The 25,708-nt window shown below is 56.4% G+C and carries 21 protein-coding genes and 1 tRNA gene; 4 read left to right on the forward strand and 18 right to left on the reverse strand.

Annotated elements, in window-relative coordinates; genetic code table 11:
- Positions 1-248: 248 nt before the first annotated feature.
- From ADS46_RS06455 to ADS46_RS06510, 12 genes are all read right to left on the reverse strand, one after another.
- Positions 249-1,265 (reverse strand): helix-turn-helix domain-containing protein, encoded by a 1,017-nt coding sequence (locus tag ADS46_RS06455; protein WP_066317832.1) that lies wholly within the window; start codon positions 1,263-1,265, stop codon positions 249-251.
- Positions 1,266-1,543: 278 nt separating this feature from the next.
- Positions 1,544-1,620 (reverse strand) — tRNA-Arg (locus ADS46_RS06460).
- Positions 1,621-1,670: 50 nt separating this feature from the next.
- A complete protein-coding gene (locus ADS46_RS06465; RefSeq protein WP_066317837.1) occupies positions 1,671-2,618 on the reverse strand; it encodes an AEC family transporter in 948 nt (315 codons plus the stop codon).
- Positions 2,619-2,733: 115 nt separating this feature from the next.
- Positions 2,734-4,698 (reverse strand): diguanylate cyclase, encoded by a 1,965-nt coding sequence (locus ADS46_RS06470; RefSeq protein ID WP_066317838.1) that lies wholly within the window; start codon positions 4,696-4,698, stop codon positions 2,734-2,736.
- A gap of 343 nt (positions 4,699-5,041) precedes the next feature.
- Positions 5,042-6,034, reverse strand: coding sequence for a hypothetical protein (locus tag ADS46_RS06475; RefSeq protein WP_082926009.1), 993 nt, complete (start codon positions 6,032-6,034; stop codon positions 5,042-5,044).
- A 98-nt stretch (positions 6,035-6,132) separates the two neighbouring features.
- On the reverse strand, positions 6,133-7,236 hold the full coding sequence (locus ADS46_RS06480) for a porin (RefSeq protein ID WP_066317841.1): 1,104 nt from the start codon (positions 7,234-7,236) through the stop codon (positions 6,133-6,135).
- A gap of 260 nt (positions 7,237-7,496) precedes the next feature.
- Positions 7,497-8,246 (reverse strand): ProQ/FINO family protein, encoded by a 750-nt coding sequence (locus ADS46_RS06485; protein ID WP_234346778.1) that lies wholly within the window; start codon positions 8,244-8,246, stop codon positions 7,497-7,499.
- Between the two features lie 87 nt (positions 8,247-8,333).
- The gene (locus ADS46_RS06490; RefSeq protein ID WP_066317849.1) at positions 8,334-8,867 is read right to left on the reverse strand and encodes a dihydrofolate reductase; all 534 of its coding nucleotides are present in this window, start codon (positions 8,865-8,867) and stop codon (positions 8,334-8,336) included.
- Entirely contained in the window at positions 8,864-9,691 is an 828-nt protein-coding gene (locus ADS46_RS06495; RefSeq protein ID WP_066317850.1) for a thymidylate synthase, read from the reverse strand. The genes ADS46_RS06490 and ADS46_RS06495 overlap by 4 nt, the downstream gene beginning before the upstream one ends.
- A 92-nt stretch (positions 9,692-9,783) precedes the next feature.
- A complete protein-coding gene (lgt, locus tag ADS46_RS06500; protein ID WP_066317852.1) occupies positions 9,784-10,572 on the reverse strand; it encodes a prolipoprotein diacylglyceryl transferase in 789 nt (262 codons plus the stop codon).
- Between the two features lie 115 nt (positions 10,573-10,687).
- Positions 10,688-11,491 carry a sulfite exporter TauE/SafE family protein gene (locus tag ADS46_RS06505; protein WP_066317854.1) on the reverse strand — a complete coding sequence of 268 codons (804 nt, stop codon included), beginning with the start codon at positions 11,489-11,491 and terminating at the stop codon, positions 10,688-10,690.
- Complete coding sequence (locus ADS46_RS06510) at positions 11,488-12,660, reverse strand: response regulator (protein ID WP_066317857.1); 1,173 nt, start codon at positions 12,658-12,660, stop codon at positions 11,488-11,490. Before ADS46_RS06510 ends, ADS46_RS06505 begins: the two co-directional genes overlap by 4 nt.
- A 198-nt stretch (positions 12,661-12,858) precedes the next feature.
- Here ADS46_RS06510 and ADS46_RS06515 point away from each other — a divergent pair, with 198 nt between their 5' ends.
- Entirely contained in the window at positions 12,859-13,629 is a 771-nt protein-coding gene (locus tag ADS46_RS06515) for an NRDE family protein (RefSeq protein WP_066317859.1), read from the forward strand.
- A gap of 21 nt (positions 13,630-13,650) precedes the next feature.
- Here ADS46_RS06515 and ptsP read toward each other — a convergent pair whose 3' ends face one another.
- Both ptsP and ADS46_RS06525 read right to left on the reverse strand, forming a co-directional pair.
- Positions 13,651-15,912, reverse strand: coding sequence for a phosphoenolpyruvate--protein phosphotransferase (ptsP, locus tag ADS46_RS06520; protein ID WP_066317866.1), 2,262 nt, complete (start codon positions 15,910-15,912; stop codon positions 13,651-13,653).
- Positions 15,913-15,993: 81 nt separating this feature from the next.
- The gene (locus ADS46_RS06525; RefSeq protein ID WP_066317867.1) at positions 15,994-16,485 is read right to left on the reverse strand and encodes an RNA pyrophosphohydrolase; all 492 of its coding nucleotides are present in this window, start codon (positions 16,483-16,485) and stop codon (positions 15,994-15,996) included.
- 187 nt (positions 16,486-16,672) lie between these two features.
- Between ADS46_RS06525 and ADS46_RS06530 the strand changes: the two genes are divergently transcribed.
- Positions 16,673-17,332 (forward strand): HAD family hydrolase, encoded by a 660-nt coding sequence (locus ADS46_RS06530; RefSeq protein ID WP_066317868.1) that lies wholly within the window; start codon positions 16,673-16,675, stop codon positions 17,330-17,332.
- A gap of 149 nt (positions 17,333-17,481) precedes the next feature.
- Here the strand turns inward: ADS46_RS06530 and ADS46_RS06535 are convergent, their stop codons facing one another.
- Entirely contained in the window at positions 17,482-18,456 is a 975-nt protein-coding gene (locus ADS46_RS06535; RefSeq protein ID WP_066317870.1) for a malate dehydrogenase, read from the reverse strand.
- Positions 18,457-18,679: 223 nt separating this feature from the next.
- Between ADS46_RS06535 and ADS46_RS06540 the strand changes: the two genes are divergently transcribed.
- Together ADS46_RS06540 and ADS46_RS06545 are read left to right on the forward strand one after the other, a co-directional pair.
- Positions 18,680-19,801 (forward strand): efflux RND transporter periplasmic adaptor subunit, encoded by a 1,122-nt coding sequence (locus ADS46_RS06540; protein WP_066317877.1) that lies wholly within the window; start codon positions 18,680-18,682, stop codon positions 19,799-19,801.
- On the forward strand, positions 19,785-22,847 hold the full coding sequence (locus tag ADS46_RS06545; RefSeq protein WP_066317883.1) for an efflux RND transporter permease subunit: 3,063 nt from the start codon (positions 19,785-19,787) through the stop codon (positions 22,845-22,847). Before ADS46_RS06540 ends, ADS46_RS06545 begins: the two co-directional genes overlap by 17 nt.
- Positions 22,848-22,850: 3 nt before the next feature.
- Here ADS46_RS06545 and ADS46_RS06550 read toward each other — a convergent pair whose 3' ends face one another.
- The 3 genes from ADS46_RS06550 to gshA all read right to left on the reverse strand — a co-directional run bounded on the left by ADS46_RS06550 (position 22,851) and on the right by gshA (position 25,599).
- Complete coding sequence (locus ADS46_RS06550; protein ID WP_066317885.1) at positions 22,851-23,339, reverse strand: Rsd/AlgQ family anti-sigma factor; 489 nt, start codon at positions 23,337-23,339, stop codon at positions 22,851-22,853.
- A 107-nt stretch (positions 23,340-23,446) separates the two neighbouring features.
- Positions 23,447-23,962 (reverse strand): disulfide bond formation protein B, encoded by a 516-nt coding sequence (locus tag ADS46_RS06555; protein WP_066318173.1) that lies wholly within the window; start codon positions 23,960-23,962, stop codon positions 23,447-23,449.
- The gene (gene gshA / locus ADS46_RS06560; protein WP_066317887.1) at positions 23,962-25,599 is read right to left on the reverse strand and encodes a glutamate--cysteine ligase; all 1,638 of its coding nucleotides are present in this window, start codon (positions 25,597-25,599) and stop codon (positions 23,962-23,964) included. Before gshA ends, ADS46_RS06555 begins: the two co-directional genes overlap by 1 nt.
- Positions 25,600-25,708 lie beyond the last annotated feature (109 nt).

Raw genomic sequence — 25,708 nt, forward strand, 5'->3', positions numbered from 1 at the left:
AAAGATACATTTAGAAACAAATACAAACCATCGGATATCATTAGCACCCCGTTGATACGTATTCGCTACATAGTACTGGCAACCTCAGGCATATCTTCATACCTTAGGGTGACATGATGTAACACATCCTATTTTTAGCAGGTGGCGTTGTATCCTCCAACCCATAAGCGTAGGTTTGAGACACATGGGCAATTCAGAAGGGAAAAAAGAGACGTGGGGTCAAATATTCTGCGGGAGGGGAACCGTTTTTAACGTCCGAGCTGACGCAACCAACGGCTCAAATAGGGCGAGTCATCGTCTTGTTGTATGGACAAACGCTGTGCTGCATGACGTACCTCACCAGGGAGTACATTAAAGGTTTTCTTGAACCGTCTGGAAAAATGCGCCTGGCTAGTAAACCCATAATGCTCGGCCAGCTCACCGATTGTACGATGCTCCTTGCTGTCTTCCAGACATCGGCGGATACGCGCCATTCGGCGATACTGAATGTAGCGCACTACACCGCCCTCAATGCTGAATAAACGATATAGGTTGGCACGCGACAAACCCGCCTTGAGGCACAACCAATCCGGTGTCAATTGTGGCGACGCCAGTGAGCTCTCGATAAGTCGCTTGACCCTCTCTCGGGCCAAGACGTCTAGCTCAGAGCCAACAACCTGCTGTGCCTCAGCGTCATGAAAAGCACATGCCAGAATCATGTTACTGGTGATATCGGCTAGATCGGACGACTCACGGCATTCAACCTCCGGTAGGCGTTGGATCAAGGCTTCCAAATAGTCCGCAAGAAACTTTCCTCTGCTTGGCGAGAGAACCATGCCATGGGCCGCATTTAGGAACGCAGGATAGCTGTCGAAATGACTACGCGGCACCATTACATTAATAACATTGATAATGTCAGTCTTATTAGAGCGTGTTTCTAGCGGTCGCGCGAGGTCGACAATGGAAACGCAACCAGGGGATACGCGGACCTCTTCACCATCAAGATTGCCTGTATAGCCTCCGAAACGATGCACCTGCACAAGAATATGATCGACCCGCTCAGAAGGATGCGCCTGTTGGAAGTGCTGAGGACGGGTAAAAACATTACCTACCATAATGTCGCGTAGCTGATACGCGTCAACACGTGACCGAAAGGCTCGTGCATCATCAAGTGGCTCAACATCATATACCGGCGCTATATTCGCCCGCCACGCATCGAAACGATCTTGTGGTTCGAAATGATCGCTATCAAAGCATATCGAAGGTATTTTGTTTCCCGCGCTCATGGGAAAGGCCACCTCTCCACTAAAGGCAATGTCACACGTAATGTCCTCAAGGACCGTAATCAAAAAGTACTACGCGGGCAATCTATAGAGCAACGTTGTTGTTAAACGGTTATGACGATTACTAGGCGTTCATAAGCCCCCCGCCTTATCAATCAGAGAAGTCAGCAGGTAGAGACGGTAATGGTCAATGTAGACACAACGACAAAAAGAAGGCGTATCGACAGATAATAAAATTCAAGGGTTCTAAGACGAAGGGGGCAAGCAATAACCACTTATTATGGCGTCCCAGGCAGGATTCGAACCTGCGACCTGCCGCTTAGGAGGCGGCTGCTCTATCCTGCTGAGCTACAGGGACTTATCGGAGCAAGAGTATACCGTCTCGGCCAACTCAGGCCAAGGTATGGGCTATATCCAGCCGAGCAACCGCAACGCAAAAATCCCGACAGTTACCGTCACGCTGGCCATCAGTGTGGTGATGGCGATGATATTGGCTGCCAAGGCGACGTTACCGCCAATCGCTTTGACCATGACAAAGCTGGCTGCCGCAGTGGGGCTGGCAAAGAACAGGAAAAGCAAGCCCAGCGATTGCCCGGAAAAGCCTATCAGCCAAGCAACCCCGGTCGCTAACACGGGGAGAATGACCATTTTCATCACGCTGGCGCTTAGCGCAACCTGCTGACTATCTCGCAGACTCCTCACCGACAGGGTGGCTCCGATACAAATCAATGCCAACGGCAACGTAAGAGAGGCAAAATAATCACCCGATGTCATCAACCAACGGGGCAACTCAACTGACCAGGCGGTAAATGGCAATGCGGCGACTACGGCGATAATCAGCGGGTTGGTAACGATCTTCCAGAGCAGACTTCGCCAGTCGGTGGCCTGGCCAGGCTGGTACATCGCCAGCACCACGACCGAAAGAACGTTGTATGTAACGATGACAACACCCAGTAATAAACTCCCTGCCGAAAGGCCATAGTTGCCGTACATGCCCGCCGCCAAGGCAAGACCCACCACGCCACAATTACCGCGAAACGCGCCTTGCACATAGACCCCGCGTTCCTCACGTGGGATCCGGAAGCTCGCCCACACCCAACTGAGTGCACATTGGCAAAGCGTCGCCAGGGCGAAAAACACCAATAGCGGTATATCCAGTGCCACCGACAGATCGGCTTTAATCAAACTCAGGAAGATCAGCGTCGGCAAGGTCGCCTTGAAGACCAGTGCAGAGGCAGTGGATACAAATGCCCGGTCAATCCAGCCAAGTCGCTTTAAGCCCAAACCAATAAATACCATGGCAAAGACCGGCAGGGTGACATCAAGGGTCCGGGCAAAAAGTTCAAATAGGCTCACAGGCGACCATCTCTTTTCCTGAGTACAGATAGCAAGAACAGCACCTGCTTATATTCTACGGTTGGCGAAGATTTGTCGATTGTTTAGGGAGATGGAAGGTTTGAGAGGCTGGACACTACTCAAAGAGATGGACAGCGTCAGTGTCTGTTTCGTCGTGCAAATTGATCACCACACCGTTGCGGCCTTTGTCTTTCGCCGCGTAGCTGCCGGCGTCGGCACGCGCCACTGCGTCATCAGTACTACCATCATCCTCATGGAAGGTCGTGACCCCAATACTGAGCGTTACGCTATATTCCTTGCCTTCGTGAACGACCGAAATTTCCCCAACAGACTGACACAGGGATTCCGCTATCTTTCGTGCCTGACTCAAGGTGCAACTGGGCAGCAGAACGCCGAACTCATCACCGCCTTGACGGGCAACATGGTCGCTGCGGCGCACCTCCCAGGCCACCACTTGGGCAATGCGCCTAAGCATTTCATCACCCAGCGCATGACCGCCTTCATCATTAATCGGCTTGAAGTGGTCAAGGTCAAACAACAATAGCGCCGAAGGCGTACTGGTCTTTTGAAACTCAGCGAAGGCATCATCAAGGCGCCTTTCGAAACCTCGCCGATTAAGCAAGCCGGTCAGCGGATCATGCTCGGCCTCCCAGCGTTGAATGGCCTCTTGTTCGCGACGCTCAGTAATGTCCTTGACCACACCTACCAAGCCCAGCGAATGGCCACCCTGGGAGAGCATGACTACCCTAGCGTGAATATCCAGCCACAGCGTTTCTTTATCATTGCGAATAAAACGTAACTGTCGGACGAAATCGCTCCCGGATTTCAAGCTATGTTGCCACATATCCGTGGCGCCACTCAGGTCATCGGCGTGAATTTGACGTAACCAAGCGTTCATCGGCGTATTCGGCTGAATATCGAGCATATCCAGCAACGCAGGGTTCATGTAGGTAATATCGCCGTCAAAATTGGCCACGAACATGCCTTGGGGGGTGGCATTCAGCACGGAGTCAAGGAAAGCTTCACGTTCCTGAAGATTGGTCATTAAGACCTGACGTTCGTCTTCAACGCGGTTGAAGGTACCCGCCACGTGCTGTAACTCTTGCATCCTGGTGCCGAGTTCCACGCGCGCACGCTCACCACGCCCCACTTGACCGATCTGTTTGGCCAAATGTTTTAACGGCGACAGCATGCGGCGCAGGATCAACCAGAGCACCGGCAACATCAACAATGTCAGCGCAAGACCCAGCCACCACAGGCGCTGCAGAAAATCATTCAACGGCGCCAGCGCTTGCTCACTGGGCAAGTAAAGACCGACGACCCAGTTTGCCGGCCAAACCTGACCGTAAGACTGAAAACCCTCCTGGCCGTTAAGTAGCGAGCCGATGGCCTCACCTTCCCAACCATCCAATGCCAGATTGAGCCAGGGATTGAAATCCCTGTCCGGCACATCGGTCATGATCAGGTCTCGGTTAGGGTGATAAAGGATCTTTCCCGACGCCGTCGCCACCCCAACATAGCCTTCTTCCCCCAGCCTGACGCGGGATAGGCGATCAAACAGGCCACCGGAATCAAGACTGACGATGCCACCCACAAAGCCGTTAAACGCGCCGCGATCATCAGTACGCGGTACGCTAATCAAGACCATGGGCATACCGCTGGCACGGCCCACAAAGGGCTCACTGACATAAGGCCTTTGTGCGCCACGCAGCATTTGAAAGTATTCCAGATGAGAGGTGTCCAACCCTTCACGCCCGGCAACATTCGGCCAATCGGCAATCACTTGCCCTTCTTTATTGGCGACGATGACACCTTCGAACCAGGCCATCAGGGCCTCATTGCGTTTCAGGGTGGCGCGCATGGCGTCACGAGTCTCATCGTCCTCAACCTGGCTGTCGAGACGACTTAACGCGTCAATACGGGCTTCTATCTGCTCGGTAACCTCGTCAGCCACCAACGTCGATTCATAGCGCAAGTGCGCCATATTGGTGGCCTTTACCATAGAATTGCCTAACTGCCAGGCCATTCCCAATACCAGTATCACCACCAGTAGCCAGGTAATTGCCAGCCCCATCAGCATTCGGTTCTGAAGCGAGACGATGCAAGTTTTGCGTGTTAACCAGCGAACCAAACCCGCGCACCTCGCTTACTTTGCCGAATATTCAAGGTTGTACATTAATGTCTCATTTTGTGTATCGGCTTATAGTACCGTTGTATGAGCGTTTACCACAAAATAATTATGTCAGCAGAATCGGCAGCATCCCCACAAGATGCTTTAAACAGGAAGGGGAAGAGAATAGATAGCCATATTGGATAAGCTGGCTTCGATAACCGATAAGCAGCAAATACGCTTCGACCCTCAAGCCCCAGCATGACTGGGGCTTCACATGTACCATCAAGACGAAAAACAATCACAATGCGGGTTATTGCATTACCTCAACACGCAGTTGATAAGTGGAATCACGGCCTTGAATAGAGCCGATACGACGCCCTTCGACCCATACCCGATATTCACCTGGTGCCAAGCGCTCGCTGATGGAAAAGTCTCCAGCGACAGCCGATCCTTGATCTTGTGCAACCACGTCACCTTGAGCATCCAATAAGCGGGCCTCTAGACGGTAACTGCCCTCGTTGCCTGGAAAGGTAGAGCTGTCAATCTGGACATCGCTTGGCTCATCCAGCGTAAAGGTCACCACCTCACCCTCGTAAGCAATCCGCACGTCCGCCAGAATGGTATCGGGCGTGCTTGCTCCGGCGCGCTCGGCATCGTCCGCTTCCTCGGTTGAGCTAGTGGTAGACGCATTGTCAGGCGTGGCCTGCGGCTCATCAGGCTGGCGTTCACTATCAAGCGCAATCGATGCAGCACCCGGCCTTACAAATACTGACCCCGAGTCACCTGACTGGCCAAAAATGGCATCATCCCCGTCATCAATGCCGCTTGCGCCTTGCGCTACGCGATTGCCAGAGGCATCAAGCCCTGCCACTTGAATCAGATAGCCGTTCGCACCAGAGTTGGTGGATCCCATTTTCCGGGCTTCGGTCGCAAGCGTGTACTCACCGGGCTCCAGCTCAACGGTCATCTCCAGTCCGCCATTGCGGCCAAAGGCCTCTTCCTGTCGAATCACATTACCCTGCTCATCGGTGAGCGATGCGGAAATACGATAATCGCTGTCCCCGCCTACGGGGCTGCTAACCAATTGATAACGACCGGTGTCGGTTACCGTAAACGTATGGGTTTGCTCGCCACGGAAGGGAAAGGTACGGCTGCGCGCATCCGTTTGTGAAGAAAAGAACTTGGAAACATCCACTTGACCGGCGGCCTCGAGACTACGCTGCTCGGCGGGGCTTTGCGCCCATACAGGCAAGCTGGCAGTTACCAGCAGCACGCCGAGGTTGATCACATACCGCTTGACCATGACGATTCTCCTTTAACACCCGATAAATTCCACATACAAGAAAGCCGGCCCAGAGGGCCGGCTTCGATCATTACAGCTTTGTTCGCAAGGAACAAGAATTAGAAGCTGTAGACAACGCCTGTTGCGACGAAGTCTTTAGCGTCTTCTTCACGGTCATATACGCCGGTTTCGGCCCATACGTACATGTTGTCGCTGATGCCGTAGTTCGCGCCGATCAGGAACTCGTTGAAGCTTTCGTCAGAAGTCGTACCGGTGTAGCCAGAATCAACTACTGATGCAGCATTGTCAGCGTCAACATACTGATAGCCTGCATAGACATCACCGAAGTTGAAACCATGGCGAGCACTCACACCATAACGATCAACTTCGCCATCATCGCTGCCGAGCTCCAGATTGGTACGCTCATATTTAGCAGCCAACGTGGTGGCACCTAGGCCGTATACTGCACTGAGGGCGTAAGCATCAGCTTCGGCTTTCTCACCCGTTGTTGCGTTTTCCAGCGTATAGTTGTCCAGCGAGTCGTAGATTGCGGCTAACTGGAGGTTTTCAATGGTGTAACGCGCACCACCAAAGAAGGCAGCTTCGTTATCTTGGGTTACATAACCGCTGCTGTTTTGATCCTGACCAGACTCAGTTTCAGCTTCGCCTTTGTACTGGAAGCCCAGAGCAAAATCAAAACCATTTAGGCTTGGTGACATGTACTGAACTTTGTCACCTTCACGGTCAATTGCAGAATCATCACCGGTAAGGTTGCTAACGAATCCAGCAACGTCAGTAGACGAGTCGGAAACATCAGCGAATTCGTTGTTGGTGATCTTGTCTTGTGCCCAGTCATCAATTACTGGATCCCAAGAACCAACGCGAAGGTCACCGAAGCTACCTTTAGCACCGACGTAAGCTTGGTCACCGTTTTCGATGCCATCTTCAACTTTAGCTTCGTCAGCATCGTGCTCCCATTCAGCCTTCATGTAGGCAGTCAGGTCACGAGAAATCATGTGCGAGGCATTGATACCAACGGTAGAACCGTTATCAGCCAGTTGGTCTTCACGCTCGCCAGCTCCATCTTCCCGGTCCGAGTAGGCCAGCTGAATGTTGCCGTACAGGTCAACCTTGGTGCCATCTTCGTTGTAGATGGTGGCAGCCTGGGCGCCAGAAGCGGCCATGGTACCAGCGATAGCAGTCGCTAAAAGTGTCTTTTTCATGGTGTAGGTTCCTTAACTAGCTTACTGTTTTGATCGTTTCTGTCCGACCCAAGGTCGGCAGTCGGGCTGCTGGGTGTGCTCTTGTGTCACTGACGGGAGCGTTCCCAATACAATGCGGCACTTCCTCAACAACACCTTGTTATATTCCAATGCTCGCAGGGCAAACTCTATACCGGGATTCAGAGGAACGCAATAGAAAAAAACACTGTTTTTTTATTATTTGTGATTTTTTTTGGAACCAAGCCCACTGGAACGGGGTCCTAGCGCCCTTTGAATTTCTGCTGCAAGCCCAAGAGCTTATCTTCCAGGCTAAGTTGTTTCTGCGGTTCGTCAGCGTCCGGCGGTGTATTTTTTGCGTTGCTACCCGCTTTTTCAGGTGCTTGTTTCTTGGCTTTCTTTGGCTTTGCCGTCTTTACGCGTGATGTAGCGTCCTTGGGCACCTCGGTCGCTTCTCTCGACGAGGAAGGCACCTGTTGAGCGCGTTTTTCTGCCGCATGACGTGCGGCTTCCGCGTCAACCACGCCTGCTTCGTTGCCTTCCAGATCAATCCGCGTGGCCCCTTCACGCACCGACTTTATATAACGCGGCAGATTGACGTAATTTGCCAGCGTGCGGCGAATAAGCTTACCCGACCATGGCTCGCGCTCAGCCAGATCGTGATGTATACCCACTTTCAGCGGCTGGGTATGTCCCTTGAAAAACGCTTTTGGGTAGCGCTTGTACCATTGCGCCAGCAGTGCATGCGGCGATGGGGGCTCGGGCTTGGTTTCTTCTAAAGCGGGTGTATCAACGGGTGATGCTCCCGTTGGCTCTCGCTCGGGCTTGGCTTGCTCATTTGACTCAACAAACTCAAAAGACGGCTGCTGCGCATCAGATGTTTCAGCTTCCGGCGGCGTCGACCCGCGAGCTTCTGCCAACTGCTGCTTTAGCCTGGCGTTTTCTTCACGCAACTTTGCCAGCTCTGCCTGCGTGAGCATCAAACGCCGCTCCAGATCGTCCAATAACGTCATAGGGCTTGATCCAGCGCTTACCGATTTAGTGCTAACCGACATCCTGGGCTCTCCTTCGCGGTGCTTTTAGACACAGCTTGAACACAGCTAGGCTTCTGCCACGATGCGCTCGTAAGTAACAAACGCATAATCAGGCTGCTGTTCGTTAGGCTGCCCGGCCACGCGTTGCGTTTCGCGCCATTCGTTGGGGTCTAACAGGGGGAAGTACGCATCACCTTCTACCTCGATGTCAACTTCTGTGACATAAAGCCGGGTCGCATACGGCAAGGCTTGACGATATATCTCCCCACCCCCCATCACCATGATCTCCTCAGCCGCCTCAATGGTGGCCTGCTGATCAGCCAGCTCAAGCGCCGCGGGCAGGTCATGACAGACCCGAACGCCCTCGTGAACGAATGTTTCCTGACGGGTCACCACTATGTTTAACCGATTAGGCAACGGCTTGCCAATCGAGGCAAAGGTCTTGCGCCCCATTACCAGTGGCTTGGCCTGGGTCATGCGCTTGAAGAACTTCAGATCTTCGGGCAAATACCAGGGTAGCTGCCCTTCCACCCCGATGACGCGATTTTTCGCCATTGCCACAATCATGGCCACGGGCACCAGCGGTTCGAACTGGCTCATACCGCCACCTCGGCTTTGATATGAGGGTGCGGCTGATAGTCAACTATCTCAATGTCGTCGAACTGGAAAGCAAAGAGATCGTTGACCTCAGGGTTCAGGTTCAGCCGCGGCGGTGCATTGGGCGTGCGCCCAAGCTGCTGCTCAGCCTGCGCCAGGTGATTACTGTAAAGGTGGGCATCGCCCAGGGTATGCACAAACTCACCAGGCTTTAACCCGGTCACCTGGGCCACCATGCTCAGCAGCAAGGCATAGCTTGCGATATTGAACGGCACGCCCAGGAAAATATCGGCGCTGCGCTGGTAGAGCTGGCAGGAAAGCCGTCCGTTCGACACGTAAAACTGGAACAGGCAGTGACATGGCGGCAACTGCATATCGTCCACTTGGGCCGGATTCCAGGCAGATACGATCAGGCGGCGCGACTGGGGCGACGTGCGAATCTGCTCCAGTACATTGGCAATTTGATCAACGCTGCCGCCTTTGGGGTCGGGCCAGCTACGCCACTGGTAACCATAAACCGGCCCCAGGTCACCGTTTTCATCCGCCCAGTCATCCCAGATACGCACACCATTGTCTTTCAGGTAGGCGATGTTGGTATCGCCTTTTAAAAACCACAGCAGCTCATGAATAATCGAGCGCAAATGCAGCTTTTTGGTGGTCACCAGCGGAAACCCACGCGACAAGTCAAAGCGCATTTGGTGGCCAAACACCGAGCGGGTACCCACTCCGGTGCGGTCATGGCGATCGGTCCCTTGATTCAATACCAGTCGCATTAAATCCAGATAGGGCTGTTCGAGAGCCTCTTTCATCGGCGTCGTTGCAGTCACAGTAATCCCAGATCAAGTCATCAATTAACGTCTATTCTATACATGTGGACCGTCAGCGAACAGTGAACCACTGACGACTCACTATTCACTACTCATCGCACTGCATCTACCGGCTGTTGGCGCGACCAGGCTATCAACACGATGCCCAGTGCGATCATGGGTAGCGTCAGCAACATGCCCATGGTCACCCAGCCAAAGGCGATAAAACCGATGTGGGCATCGGGCATGCGGAAAAACTCGACCAGGAAGCGGAAAACGCCGTAGCAAAGTAGGAAAAGGCCTGAGATAAAGCCGCGTGCCTTTGGCTTGGCCGATGCCCACCATATGATGCAGAACAGCACGATGCCTTCTAACAGCGCTTCGTAGAGGGACGATGGATGACGCGGTTCCGGGCCCATGCCTGGAAACGGCATTCCCCAGGGTAGCGAGGTGACACGTCCGGGCAGCTCATGGTTTATAAAATTGCCGATACGACCTGCGCCAAGCCCGATGGGCACCAGCGGGGCAATAAAGTCGGTTAACGTGAATATGGCCAATTGCTTACGCCGTGCAAAGAACCAGGCCGCCAGCATTACCCCTATAAGGCCGCCATGGAAACTCATGCCGCCATCCCAGACTTTAAACACCCATAGTGGGTCGTCCGCCCACTGGCCCAGGCCATAGAACAGCGCGTAGCCTAAGCGCCCTCCGGCGACCACCCCGATGGCACAGTAAAACAGCAAATCGCCGATATCGTCTCGGCTCAAGCCAATTCGCGCCGCTCGCCGACAACCCAACCACCAGGCGGCCACAAACCCCACGACGTACATCAGCCCATACCAATGAACTTGCAGCGGCCCTATGGCGATGGCAACCGGGTCGATTGTTGGATAATTAATCATCTAGGCTCTCTAATTAGTGGGTCTATTGATGTGTCTGAATGGATTGACGCGATTGGCTCAACAACCATGTTTTGCTTAATGATGTCTTTCTCAACAATGTCTTTCTCCGCCATGTCTAGCTCAATAAAAACTTGAGCCCCACCACGGTGAGCAGGGCCGCAAACGCCCAACGCAAGATATGGCTGGGCAACCGGTGTGCCAATCGAACGCCCACCCGGGCGAAAGGGATACTTGTCATGACGATGATGATAAAGGCAGGCCACATGACATACCCCGTGGCCCAGGAAGGTAACTGGGAATTGCCCCAGCCCATCCATATGAAAGTGACGGTGCCCAATAGCGCAATAGGCACACCACAAGCGGCTGATGTCGCCACCGCCTGGGTCACACTCGCCCCGCAGCGTGACAGCCAGGGAACCGCCAAGGTGCCACCGCCGATGCCAAACAACGCCGACACGCCACCAATCACACTCCCGGCCAGCACCATCGCATAGCGCGGGGGTTGGGCAGCCTGGCGTGGTGAAGGCGTGAACCCCAGCGCCATTTTAACGGCAACCGACAGGACAAATAGACCAAACAGCGTGCCCAGCAGCGGTCCGGCCAACTGCCCCGCAACCAGCACTCCCAGAATGGCACCGATCATTAACCCCGGCAGCAAGGCGAGAAACCAGGACAGATGGATACTCCCCCTTCGCCAATGGCCCAATGTCGATGACGTGCCTGTCACCACGATGGTAGCCAGCGAGGTGCCGATGGCAAGATGCATCACCACATCAGGCGATAGCCCTTGCAGGGTGAAGGCCGCAGCTAAAGCGGGCACGATGATCAACCCGCCCCCGACGCCAAAAAGGCCCGCCATCGTGCCGGCAACAGCGCCAAGCAGCCAGTAGCCGAGTAACGTCGTCGCCAGGGTGCTCATTCGCCGGACGGTATCCGTTGTTTATCGGGAAACCACTTGGCAATGATGCCAAGCAAGGTGTCGGGCTGATAGGGCTTGGTCAGCAGGTCGTCGAGCCCTGCAGACAAGCATTCGTCCTGCCCCATATTGTCAGCGTTCGCAGTCAGGGCGACGAGAACGCTTTTGCGCCCCCCCTGGGCTGCTTCGACCTCCCGCCAGCGACGGGTCGTTTCCAGCCCACTGAGCGTGGGCATGAAAATATCCATGAAAACAAGATCAAAATCGCTTTGCTGTTGACGCTCGAGCGCCTGTTCTCCGCTGCTCACGCCCTCCACATGCAGGCCGTGGTTTTCGAGCATTTGTCGCGCCAACATAAGATTCACGGGGCCATCATCGACCACCAGCACGCGCAACGACGTTGCCACCGGCGCTGTATCGGAAGCCTCACTCTGGCCGTCACTGTCTTGCACCAGATTCATTAGCAAGGCCCGAATATCGGCGATTCGCTCGCGTACCTCGAGCATGTTGGCCCGACAATCTTCGCTGACTTCACTATTTAATTGCTCACTTAAACGCGCAAACAGTGCATCAGTCTCGCGTTGCAACAAGCCCAGATATTCGGACTTGAGCCGCGACTCTTCTCGCGCACGGTCACGCCCGGCAAGCAAACGTTTTACCTGCTGCTGCTGGTCATGCAGATCATCGAGTAGCACTTGAGCATCCTCGTCAGCGCTGGCCGACTCCCCTGATGTCGATGACGAACAACCCGTCATTGATGTCGACAAGCTAGCCAAGACGCGGCTAACGTTCGCAATGCGTGCGAACGGGGGTGTCGTTGGCAACTCTTCCAGCGCTGGCGCCTGTTGAGCGGACGCTGCCGACGTTTGCTGAGTAATGGCTCGCGTATGCCGCTCAAGCTCAGCCAAATGCTGCATCAGCCGCGCTTCTTTGTGCTTGGCTCGCGATTTCACCAGCATCAAAAACGCTGCCACGTTCAAGCAGCTACCGATCAGCAGCGCTAACATCAACCATAGCGAAATGCTCCATGAGGCATAGCCAGGCGAAACCCAACCCACCAGCCACACCACCAGCACACAAAGCACCACCAGGGTGGCCTGCACGACCAGTAACGGCCAGAGCACTGGCCATATCAAGGTGTTCCAGAAATGCTCCTGCTGACTAGGTTGCATAAAATAGCGCCTTCCTCTCTGGCAAAACGACACAAGCGAATACGTCATCCCGGTAACCTACACATTTGTAAAGCCATTTGCGTTAGTGTAGGAAATGGCTGGCAGCAAGTGTACGTCGAGACGCTTGGAGTGTCATGTGCACACTGCCTGAAGCACTCACCTGGCAAACACTAGCCTGACCTGACAAATGAGCCCTCCATGTGTTTAATCGCTTTCCGCTGGCATCCTGGATCTGCAACGCCTTTGCAACTGATCGGCAACCGCGATGAATTCCACGCACGCCCGACAGCCCCCCTTGCGCCATGGCAGGACGTTCCCAATCTCGTCGGTGGGCGCGACCTGGAGGCAGGTGGAAGCTGGCTTGCAGCCAACCATCAGGGCACGGTCGCGGCGATCACCAATGTTCGTGATCCTGCCCTGATCTCAGCGCCTGGCGCGCCGAGCCGCGGGCACCTGGTCAAGCAGGCCTTGGAATGCGACAACATGATGGACTGGTTAAACAGCCTTGCTGAAGGCGGAGCGGCAGCGTATGCGGGGTTCAACTTGCTGGTTGCCACCCCTACCCGGCTCTGGTGCTTGCATCGCGGCCGCGAGCAGGTGTCGCTCCACGACGTCTCACCGGGTGTTCACGGCCTGTCTAACGCGGCGCTCAACAGCCCCTGGCCGAAACTGCTATCGGCCAGGACCGCGCTTGAACAGGTTGATCCCAGCCACTTCCCGGGGAAGGCGCTAACCGCCTTCCAAAATCCCCACCAAGCGCCCATATCGGCGCTACCGGACACCGGCGTGGGCACCGAGCTTGAACAACAGCTATCAGCGGCGTTTATCGTCGGCGAGCGCTACGGTACCCGCGCCACCAGCTGGTTGACGCTGGCTGACAATGGCGACGTTTCTCTGACCGAGCAACGCTTTGGGCCGTGGGGGGCATTTGAAGGGGAAACGACGCTCAGCGTCCCCTGCGAGCGCTGAGCAAAGTATTGATTAAAGTATTCAGTCACGCGGGGGAAGCAAATGCGAGAGCTGCCAGTCATCCATTCGTTTATCCAGGTGCATATGTACCTGGGCAGGCGTATCCAGCAGCATGACTTCCGACAGCAACTGCTGGGCATCCTTCAAAGAGACACGGCGGATCGCCGCGCGCACCTTGGGCAGGCTGGGAGCGTTCATGGAAAGACTGGTGAATCCCATCGCCATCAGCAACAGTGCCCCCGCCGGATCACCAGCCAGCTCACCGCATAACGAAATGGGCTTTTTGAGCCGACGTGCATCCTGCGACAACTCCTGCAACGCCCCCAGCAGTGCCGGATGCAGTGCATCATAGAGGCTGGAAACGCGCGGGTTGTTCCGGTCTACCGCGAGAAGGTATTGGGTCAGGTCATTACTGCCCACCGAGAAGAAGTCTACCCGCTTGGCCAGTGCATCCATTTGATAGATAGTGGCCGGCACCTCGATCATGACCCCCACCTTGGGGCGCTCTACGTCGATACCCTCCTCGCCCAGCTCCAGGATGGCACGATCCAGCAATCGCAAAGCCTCATCCACTTCCTCGACGTTGGTAATCATCGGGAAAAGCACGTAGAGGTTATCGAGTTCTTTGGACGCTTTAAGCATCGCCCGCAGCTGAACCATCAAGACTTCCGGGTGGTCCAGGGTCACGCGCATACCGCGCCAGCCCAGGAAGGGGTTGGCTTCCTCGATCGGGAAATACGGCAGGTCTTTGTCGCCGCCGATATCCAGCGTGCGCATGACCACCGGTAACGGCGAGAAGCTTTCCAACTGATCACGGTAGAGTCGCGTCTGTTCTTTCTCGCCGGGGAAGCGCTCGGTAATCATGAACGGCACTTCGGTACGGTAGAGCCCTACGCCGCTGATGCGACTTTTAAGCAAGGCGGCGGCATCGACCGCAAGCCCCGTATTCACCATCAGCGGCATGTCATGGCCGTCGGGTGTCTCGCTGGGCAGGTCCTGTTCGTGCGACAACAGCTCGCTTAAGGCTTCTTCTTCGGCAATCAGGCTTTCATAGCGGGCTTTCAGCTCAGGGGCAGGCCTGACGAACAACCGCCCCCGGTGGCCGTCAAGCACGACTGGCGCTCCCGACAGGCGTGGCAGCGGCAGATCCACCATGCCAAGCACCGTGGGAATGCCCATGGCGCGGGCGACGATCGCCACGTGGGAGGTGCTGGAGCCGCGCACCGAAACCAGCCCTTTCAATTTATCGCGGGGCACCTCACCCAGCATCGCCACGCTGATTTCATCCCCGACCAGAATGGCATTGTCGGGATAAGTCTCGGGAGTCGAGGGGGAATCTTCCTGCAGGTGGGCCAGTACGCGACGCCCCAGGTCGCGAATATCCGCCGCCCGCTCGCGCAGGTAATTATCATCCACGCGCTCGAGATATTGCACATGGCGACGCACCACGTCGGCCAGGGCACCAGGCGCCCACTGCCCTTCGCGAATACGTTTCTCAACTTCCTCCGATAGCGCCGCCTCACCCAGCATTTGTTGGTAGACGTCGAACAGCGCCAACTCCTGAGTCGAAATACGGTTGACCAGCCGCTCGGCCGCCGCCCGGATTTCAGCGCGCGTTTTGCCAATGGCTTCCTTCAGCCGCGCAACTTCGAAATCCTCATCACTGGGGACCAGGTCAGGCACGCTGTTGAGATCCGACGGCGGTGTGATCACCACGGCTTCACCCATCGCCATCCCAGGCGATGCGGCCACGCCCTTGAACATGGTCTGCCCACTGGGCAAGGCACGGCGGTTTAAATTGCCCGTGGCCAGCGCGTGTGCCAGCACACCCGCGAGCTGTGCCGCCATGGTCACCAGGAAGGCTTCGTCCTCATCATCGTACTGACGCTGCTCGGCTTGTTGCACGACCAGCACGCCCAGCATGAGACGCTGGTGGATAATGGGCACACCGAGGAAGCTCGAATAACGCTCCTCGCCGGTCGCCTCAAAATAGCGAAAGTGGGGATGGGATTGGGCATCTTCCAAATTAAGCGGCTCACTACGCTTGGCGACGAGCCCCACCAGACCTTCGCCTAACGGAAGTACCACCTGCCCGACGGCCTGGGTGCGTAAGCCGATGGTTTCCATGAGCACCAGTGATTCAAGCTCTTTATCGTAAAGATAAAAAGAGCACACATCGGTTTGCATCGCTTTGCGAATGCGTCGCACCATGGTGGCCAATGCAGCATCCAGGTTGCGCGCGCCATTCACTTCCTGAATAACGCGGCGCAGAACCTCAAGCATGGACGTTTTACTTTTCACTGTTATTTGCCTCGCTGAGGAATTTCTTGGCCATCAACCGCTGCCCGGTTGCAGGGCGACGGTTCACCCGTCTATTAATGCCAAGCGTTGAACGCGGGGCGATAGCTCGCGGAGTGCACGTCGATACACTTCACGCTTGAACGGCACGACCTGACCAAGAGGGTACCAGTAACTTACCCATCTCCACCCGTCAAATTCAGGCTTGGGCGTCGCCGTCATGCAGATACGGCTGTCCTCGCAGCGAATCTGGAGTAAAAACCACTTCTGCTTCTGGCCAATACAAACTGGCCGCGAATGTGTGCGAATCATGCGTCGTGGCAGACGATAGCGCAGCCAGCCCCGGGTGCAGGCGACAATATCAACGTCATTGGCGGTCAGGCCAATTTCTTCGTGAAGTTCACGAAAAAGAGCTTCTTGCGGCGTCTCGCTTGATTTGATGCCTCCCTGGGGAAACTGCCACGCATTCTGTCCTACACGACGCGCCCATAGCAGCTGCCCCTGGCGGTTGGCGATAATAATGCCAACATTGGGGCGAAAGCCGTCAGCGTCGATCACGGACATCACCTTATAAATTTTGAACTATGCCCATTTTTCCACAAGGACAACAAGCGTATCAATACAATATAGCGTCAAGTTACTAACGCAGCGCGGTGTGTCGGTGTCAAAGCAACAGCGACTCTGCGATAATCCGGCGCTTTACGTCTGGCTGTAAACGACCATCATCAAGCATAAGGGGAGCGCCGTGAGTCTGGCCATTTTCGATTTGGATAATACCTTGCTATCCATCGATAGCGATCATGCCTGGGGAGAGTTCCTGCTTGAACAGGGGGCGGTAGACCCCGTTGCCTACCGGGAAGCCAATGACCGCTTTATGGCCGATTACCAAGCGGGCACCCTCGACATGGCCGACTTTCTAGCCGTCGCGCTGAAGCCGCTTGCCGACAACACGCCAGAGCAGTTGGCCGCTTGGCATCAGCAGTTCATGGCCAGCAAAATCGAGCCCCATATTCTGCCGAAAGCTGAAGAATTGCTGGCCCGCCACCGTACCATGGGCGATACCCTGCTGATCATTACCGCCACCAACCGGTTTATTACCGGGCCGATTGCCAAGCGCCTGGGCGTAGAACATCTGATTGCCGTTGAGCCCGAATGCGTCGACGGTCACTACACCGGCCGCGTGCAGGGTGTGCCCAGCTACCGCGAAGGCAAAGTCACCCGCCTGGAGCAATGGCTGGAAGAACAGCAAATGACCATGGAAGGCGCATGGTTCTACAGCGACTCCCACAATGACCTGCCGCTACTGGAGAAAGTCGAAAACCCGGTGGCCGTCGACCCTGACGACACCCTGCGCCAAGTCGCCGAACAGCGCCAATGGCGGATCATGAGTTTGCGGGACTGGTAACCAAAGCTGGAAGCTTGAAGTGCGGCGCTTCGCGCCTGGAAGAAGGAAGAAGGAAGAAGGAAGAACAGCCAGGATCGCTGAAGATACCGACCAAGAAGAGCCCCCAGACCGAAGTCTGCGGGGCTCTCTTACGTTTAATGCTTCTCCGATCAGCCGAGCAGGTGCTCGACGGCCGCACGCTCTTCGCGCAGCTCTTTTTCGGTAGCCTTCATCTTCTCTTGGCTGAATTCGTCAATTTCGAAGCCTTGAACGATTTCATACTTGCCGCCCTGGCAACGTACCGGGTAGGAGTAGATGATGCCTTCTTCGATGCCGTAGCTGCCGTCAGATGGAATCGCCATGCTGACGATGCCTTTGGAGCCCAGCGCCCAATCGTGCATATGGTCGATGGCCGAAGAGGCAGCAGAGGCCGCAGAAGAGGCGCCACGTGCTTTGATGATCGCCGCGCCGCGCTGCTGCACGGTGGGGATAAAGTCGTTTTCGTACCAGTCGCGCTCGACCAGATCGAACGCCGCTTTGCCGTCGACTTTGCACTGGGCCAGATCAGGGTACTGCGTCGCACTGTGGTTGCCCCAGATGATCAGGTCTTCAACATCAGTGACGTGCTTGCCGGTTTTCTGTGCCAGTTGCGTCAGGGCACGATTGTGATCCAGGCGCGTCATGGCGGTGAACTGACCCATGTCCAGATCCGGCGCGTTGCAGGAAGCAATCAGCGCGTTGGTGTTGGCCGGGTTACCGACGACCAGCACTTTCACATCACGGCTGGCGTGGTCATTCAGCGCCTTGCCTTGAACGGAGAAGATCGCCGCGTTGGCTTCCAGCAGATCCTTACGCTCCATGCCCGGGCCACGCGGACGTGCGCCGACCAGCAGCGCAAAATCTGCATCTTTGAACGCAACATTCGGATCATCGGTGGCGACAATATCTTGAACGAGCGGGAAGGCACAGTCGTTGACTTCCATTACCACCCCGTTCAGGGCGTCCATTGCCTGGGGAATTTCCAGCAGCTGGAGAATGACAGGCTGATCCGGCCCCAGCATGTCGCCAGCGGCGATGCGGAAAATAAGAGAGTAGCTAATCTGACCGGCACCGCCGGTAATCGCAATACGTACTGGATCTTTCATCATTGCTCCTTGGTTGGTTCGCCTGAGGGTGGGTCGACAGAACTCAAGACGCAAAGATGGTATGCCCAGTTAGGCAAAAACTCAATCAGACATGCGACTAGTCCCCATTTGGCATGCTGGTCATCCACACAGCCACCTGCGACTCGCCGAACCGGTTCAGTTGCGCTATGGTGTCAACGTTTTACTGCTAACTTTCTCGTGTTGCCAAGGACATGGACGCCCCATGCGAAGAATCCCGTTCTCTTACGCCCTCGCCAGCCTGCTTGTGCTGGCACTGGTGATATGGCTCGCCTTGGGTAACTTCCAGGGCTTTCAAAACGCGCCCCCGGATGCCCCTGATCGCCAGGACGAAGGCCCGAGGGTCGAGGTGGTTGAGCAACACAGCATCGCCTTTATCCCCGAGCAAGTTATCCAGGGCCAACTGACAGCTCAGCGCGAAACCACCCTGCGTGCCAATATAGCGGGCTTTGTGACCGACAAGCCGATGGCCCAGGGGAGCCGCGTTGAGGCGGGCGATACACTGTTAGTGCTGGAGAACGACGCCTTGCCCGAGCAACTGCAGCAGGCCCGTGATGAGCTGGCCGTTGCAGAGGCGGAATATGCCGGTGCCCGCAATCTGCGTGAGCGGGAGTTGATCTCCCGACCCGAACTATTACGCCTGCAGAGCGCGCTGAGCGCCAGCGCCGCCTCGGTGGCGCAGCTGCAGAAGCAGTTGGATGACAGCCGACCCACCGCCCCTTTTGACGGCGTGCTTAACCGCGTAGAGGTGGAACTGGGTGACTTGCTCCAGCCCGGCGAAGAGTGGGGCCAACTGGTTGATGATCGCCGCTTGAAAGGCGCTGCCTGGGTCTCTCAACAGCAGGTGGGCGATTTGAGCGTGGGGCTGCCGGTCACCGCCCGGCTGCTGAACGGCGACCATCTGGAGGGCGAACTGACTTTTATCAGCCATCGCGCCGAAGAGGCCACACGCAGTTTCTACGTCGAAGCCACACTGGATAACCCGGCCGGTAAGCGCCTTGCGGGCGCCAGCGCTGAGTTGACCATCACCCTGCCACCCCGTCAGGTGCATACCCTCTCCCCCGCGCTGTTGAGCTTGAATAGCGAAGGCCAACTGGCGGTCAAGCACCTGGATGACAACGACCAGGTACAGCAGACCACCGTGGAACTGGTCAGTGCTGACACCCGGCGCGCCTACGTGACCGGCCTGCCCGACCCGCTACGCTTGATTACGCTGGGCGCAGGCATGGTCGACGTTGGCGAAACGGTCACCCCGGTAGCAACGGAAGAAGCCACTATTTCACAACCATCCACTGGCCAGGATAGCGTTCATGCGCCAGTTGATTGATGCCGCGCTAGCCCACAGCCGTACAACGCTTCTGCTGTTAGTGAGCTTGCTACTGGCAGGTATTACGGCCTGGCAGGTGATCCCCAAGGAAGCCAACCCCGACGTCACCATTCCGATGATTTACGTCTCGCTGTCGCTGGAGGGCGTAAGCCCCGAGGACGGCGAGCGGCTGCTGATTCGTCCCATGGAGCAGGAACTGCGCGGCATCGAGGGACTGCGCAAGTTCACCGCTCAATCCAGTGAAGGCCATGGCTCGATTACGCTGGAGTTCGACCCCGGCTTTGACCCCGACACCGCGCTGACCGACGTCCGCGACCGAGTGGATATTGCCCGTAGCGAGCTGCCCGACGAGGCCGATGAGCCTCGGGTAATGGAAGTCAATGTATCAGAGTTCCCGGTATTGACCATCGGCCTCTCAGGACAGCTGGACACCCGCGAACGCATGACCGTCGCCCGACGTTTGCAGGAAGAGATCGAAGGCATTGCCGATGTGCTGGAAGTCGATATTGCCGGTGAGCGGGAAGACCTGCTGGAGATTGTGGTCGACCCATTGGTGCTGGAGAGCTACGGGGTTGATTTTGATACGCTGTTCAATCAGGTATCGCGTAATAACCGCCTGGTAGCAGCAGGCAGCCTGGATACCGGCGCGGGGCGCCTGGCATTAAAAGTCCCCGGTATTATTCAGTCCCTTGACGATGTCATGAATATGCCGGTCAAGGTCGATGAGGACCGTGTGGTCACCTTTGGGGATGTGGCGTGGATCAACCCGACCTACAAAGACCCGGAAGGCTTTGCCCGCATTGACGGCCAACCTGCCGTCGTACTGGAAATTTCCAAGCGCGCCGGGGCCAATATTATCGCCACCATTGGCGCGGTGCGTGACACATTAGCCGAAGCCGATGACCTGCTCCCCGATCAACTGCGCTTCACCACCATTCTGGATGAGTCGACCACCGTCGAGAACATGCTCTCCGAGCTTTTGAACAACGTGCTCACCGCCGTGGTGCTGGTACTGATTGTGGTGGTGGCAGCGATGGGGTGGCGTATGGCCTTGCTGGTCGGTCTTACCATACCCGGCGCTTTCTTGACCGGCATCCTGCTGGTGTGGGCATTCGGCTTTACGCTCAATATCGTGGTGCTATTCGCGCTGATTCTGGTGGCGGGCATGCTGGTGGACGGTGCCATCGTCGTCAGCGAGCTGGCCGACCGCCACCTGCGTGATGGCCAAGCGCCCCACCAGGCATGGCTTAACGCCGCTTCACGGATGAGCTGGCCGGTTATCGCCTCCACGGCCACCACCCTCGCGGTATTTATTCCCCTGCTATTCTGGCCCGGTGTGGTCGGCCAGTTTATGAAGTACCTGCCCGCCACGGTGATCTTGTGCCTTTTGGCGTCACTGGCCATGGCGCTGGTGTTCTTGCCGACGCTGGGCCGTTTGTTTACCCGTACCGCGGCAGCGTCTAACAGTCCTGACCCTGAAGAGGCGACGACGTCGTTCGGTCGCGGCTACCGCCACCTGCTGGCCAGGCTGCTCAAGCATCCTGCCTGGGTGCTGTTGATCGCCCTGTTGTTGATGGCACTGCTGTATACCGGCTACGCCCGCTTCAACCACGGCGTCGACTTCTTCCCCAATGTGGAGCCCGACAGTGCCCAAGTGCTGGTACGCGCCCGGGGCGATTTTTCGGCGCAGGAAACCGACGCCATCGTGCAGCGGGTAGAAGCCAGACTATCCGGCATGAGCGAAGTACGGGCGCTGTATGCGCGCTCCTTTGCGGTGCCCAACCAGCAGATGGGCAACGACGTCATCGGCATGCTGCAGTTCCAGTTTATTGACTGGCATGAGCGCCGCCCTGCCCAGGCCATTCTGGACGACATGGCCGAGCGAGCCGGGGATATCCCCGGTATTACGCTGGAATTCCAGGAGCAGGAGATGGGACCCGGCGGCGGCAAACCCATTGTGCTGGAAGTAAGCGCCACCAACCCTGACGTTGCCGATACTGGCGTTGACCAACTAACCCAATTAATGCGCGAACTTGGCGGATTTACCGATATTCAGGATAACCGCAGCCTGCCCGGTGTGGAGTGGCGGGTGAACGTGGATCGGGAAGCCGCGGCGCGAATGGGCACCGACGTGACAACCATTGGTAGCGCGGTGCAGTTGCTCACCACCGGCCTTCAGGTCGCAAGTTACCGCCCGCCCGAGGTGAACGATGAGGTGGATATCCGCGTGCGGCTGCCGCAGAACTGGCGCTCGCTGGATCAGCTCGAGCGCTTGACCATCAATACCCAGCGGGGCCAGGTACCTATCTCGCACTTCGTGACCCTGGAACCGGCCCCTAAAGTCGGCACGCTGAACCGCATCAATGGCCGCCGGGCCATTACCATCGATGCCGACCTAGCCCCCGGTTATCTCGCCGATGAACGTCTGGGCGCTCTGCTAGAAGCTGGCAGTGACAGCCTACCCGACGGGTTGATGGTGAATGTAGCCGGTGAGCAGGAGGATCAGCAGGAATCAATGCAGTTCCTGGCCAGCGCCTTCCTGATTGCTATCGGTTTGATGGCGCTGATTCTGGTCACCCAGTTCAATAGCTTCTATCAGGCGGGCCTGGTGCTGTCGGCGATTGTCTTCTCCACCGCGGGGGTGTTGATGGGCTTGCTGATTACCGGCCAGGCGTTCGGCATTGTCATGGTGGGGATGGGGGTGATTGCCCTGGCGGGTATCGTGGTCAATAACAATATTGTCTTGATCGATACCTACAACGAGCTGCGCGGCCAGGGCATGACGCCGGTTGAAGCCGCCCTGGAAGCGGGCTGCTTGCGCTTGCGCCCGGTGCTGTTAACGGCGATCACCACAGTGCTTGGACTGATGCCGATGGTGCTGGGGATCAATGTGGACTTATTTACCCCGGCGCTGGGCTTTAATGCCCCTTCCGCCCAGTGGTGGACGCAAATGTCCAGCGCCATTGCCGGCGGGCTTACCTTCGCCACGGCGCTGACCCTTCTGCTCACCCCCTGCATGCTGGTGATTGGGGGTAAACGAAGGTAAAGATCAAGCGGGGGCGTTGGAGGTTTCGGGACTGTGGGCGGCGTGCAGACGGGCTATCAACTGGTCTTCAAGAGCAAAGCGCTCGGTCAACCCGCGCGCCAGGCGGTCAATCCAGGCAGGCAGGCGGGCGATGTTCTGTTCGCAACTGGTTGTGCAAGAAAAGTCAGTGTCAAACGACAACACCATTTCCGTCGACATTTCCAACCGCTCAAGCAATTTGTCTGCAATATCAAGCGCGCTTTCATCGTTGAAAGCACGCGCTTCTTCAGCCAATTGCGGGTAAATCTCGAAATGCCCCGCGCTGATGTAATCCATCAGCGATTCACTGAAATGATCAATGCGCGCCTTGCTGACGCTTTCGAGTTCTGTGTCGCAAGCCTCTTTCAGCTCGATAAAACTAATCAGTAGATTGCGGCGCTGCTGCAGCCAACGATCAATCAGGCTGTGCACACCGCCCCAGCGCTCCTGGGCATTTTTACAATCTTCGAGCATGGGGCTCTCCTTGCTTTTCGCCGCCGTTAACAAGGCTAGACTCGCTTTTCCACTCTGCGCTGTCAATCCTCATCGGGATGGTTTCCCTCATACCATGATTAAGCTTACTAACTGAAAAGCATGGCACGCTGGCGTGCCAGTACAATCATACGCAACGGTATGAGCAACAGCAGTGCAAAACCGATCAGTGTCCATGCCGGTAGCGATAGCCCCAATAAGCTAAAATCGATCTCAGCGCATTCACCAGAGCCCGTCAACACCATGGCAACCACCTCCTGCATGGGCAGAATATCAATCATGTAATCAAGGCCTGGGCCACAGGTAGGCACTTCATCCGCGGGCAATGACTGAAGCCAGACGTGGCGACCGGCAATGAAAGCCCCTGCCCCCGCCGTCAGCAGGCCCAAGACGCCGTAGATCACCTTGCCGCCGCGGCTCGCCGGGTCGTGGACCGCGGCTATCAGCAACACCACGCCGGTTGCGATCACCGCGACGCGCTGAAACACGCATAGCGGGCAGGGCTCATACCCCCCGATATGCTCAAGCCCCAGCGCAACCGCCATCATGAAAATACAAAAAACGACGCCCAAAAGCGCCGCTGAACGTATGGACGGCGTTTTCATCATTTCTTCTCCGCTGTCAGTGAAGATAGCGCGCGAGATTCCCGTGCATGGGCAAAATAGTCACGCAGAAAATCGTCGAAGCTTACCTGATCATCGGCCTCAATATCGTGCTGTTGCTGGTGGGAGGTATCAATTAGCTGGGCCAAGAGCGCCTCACGTGAGCGCAGCATGGGCTTGGCTTTCAACTCAGCGGCCTGGGCCTGGGCAAGACTTAATAACGTATCGCTGAGTGACCCATTACCGGCTTGCAACTGCGCCAGCAACTGCGCCGATGGCGTCAATGAAGGATCCTTGAGGCGCGGCGCCAACGCCTCTAATGCCTTCGCATGCGGCTTGCCCTCTTCGACCGCATCCAGCAGTCGCGCTACCTCTGCCATCTCGGCAAATATCTGCTCACCCCATGCCGCAACCGTGGTCGATTCGCCATCACGAATCAACGTCAGTGCCGGATCACGCCCCCGCTCCACCACAAAGCGGCGATTGTCATCGAGCCTGTCGCATTCTTCGTCCGAAATCCATGGGCTTTCGCTCAGCAGACACCACATCAAGAAGGTGTCGACAAAGCGCATTTGCGTTTCGTCAATGCCCAGCGGATCAAAGGGGTTTAAATCCAGACAGCGTACTTCGATGTACTCGACACCGCGGGCTTCAAGCGCCTGGCTGGGCGTTTCATTATGCTTGGCGACCCGCTTGGGGCGAATATCGCTGTAGTACTCGTTTTCGATCTGCAGAATGTTGGCATTGAGCTGCTGCCAGTCGTCGCCCACCTTTACCCCCATTTTTTGATAATCGGGCCAGGGTGAGGAAATCGCGTGCCGCAGGGTATTGACATAATTGGACAGCGAGTTGAAGCAGATTTTCAACTGCGATTGCACCTTGTTCTGATAACCAAGATCCGACATACGCAGCGTGGTCGCGTAAGGGGCATAGTAGGTATCGTCGCTCAATGGTTTGAGCTTGTCTGGCACCTTGCCATCGGGCAGAAAGCTTTTGTCCACGGCAGGCGAAGCGCCAAATAGGTACAGCAACAGCCAGCTATGGCGTCGGAAATGCCGGATCATGCTGAAATAGCGGGTTGAGCGATAATCATTGAAGGGCACATTGGTGGCTTGTTCCAGCTCACGCAGCGCCTGCCACATATCGTCAGGCAGAGACACGTTGTAATGCACCCCGGCGATAGCCTGCATGATCCGCCCATAGCGTACGTCGAGTCCCTTGCGATAGACGTGCTTCATGGTACCGACATTGGAGTGGCCGTAGTCGGCGATCGGCACACTGTCATTACCCGATAGGCGCGATGGCATACTGCCTGGCCAGATCCACTCATCCGACAGATGCTGATAGGTAAAGGTATGCAGATCGGAAAGGAACGCCAGCGCTTCTCCGGGTTCGGAATACACCGGCGTGATGTACTCGATCAACGATTCAGAGTAGTCAGTAGTGATGTGCGGATGAGTCAGTTTCGAGCCCAATGCATAAGGATGCGGCGTTTGCGCAATGTGCCCCTGCGCATCGACCCGCAGGCCTTCTTTTTCGAGCCCGCGGCGCAGGCGACCGAGCCGACCCAGTCGGGCGCTGGGTATCAGGCGGTCAACCGTGGCCGTTAGTGAAAATGGCACATTGAGTGGTTCAGGCAAGGTGAACACTCCTTGTCAGTAAGGCCCGTGCACGCACGGGCCTTTGTGGAATCAGGTGGCATTGCCGACGTCTACCCATCGAGAATAGACAGCAGGATATGGCGGCAGC

The organism is Halomonas sp. G11, assembly GCF_001663515.1.
Classification (GTDB): domain Bacteria; phylum Pseudomonadota; class Gammaproteobacteria; order Pseudomonadales; family Halomonadaceae; genus Vreelandella.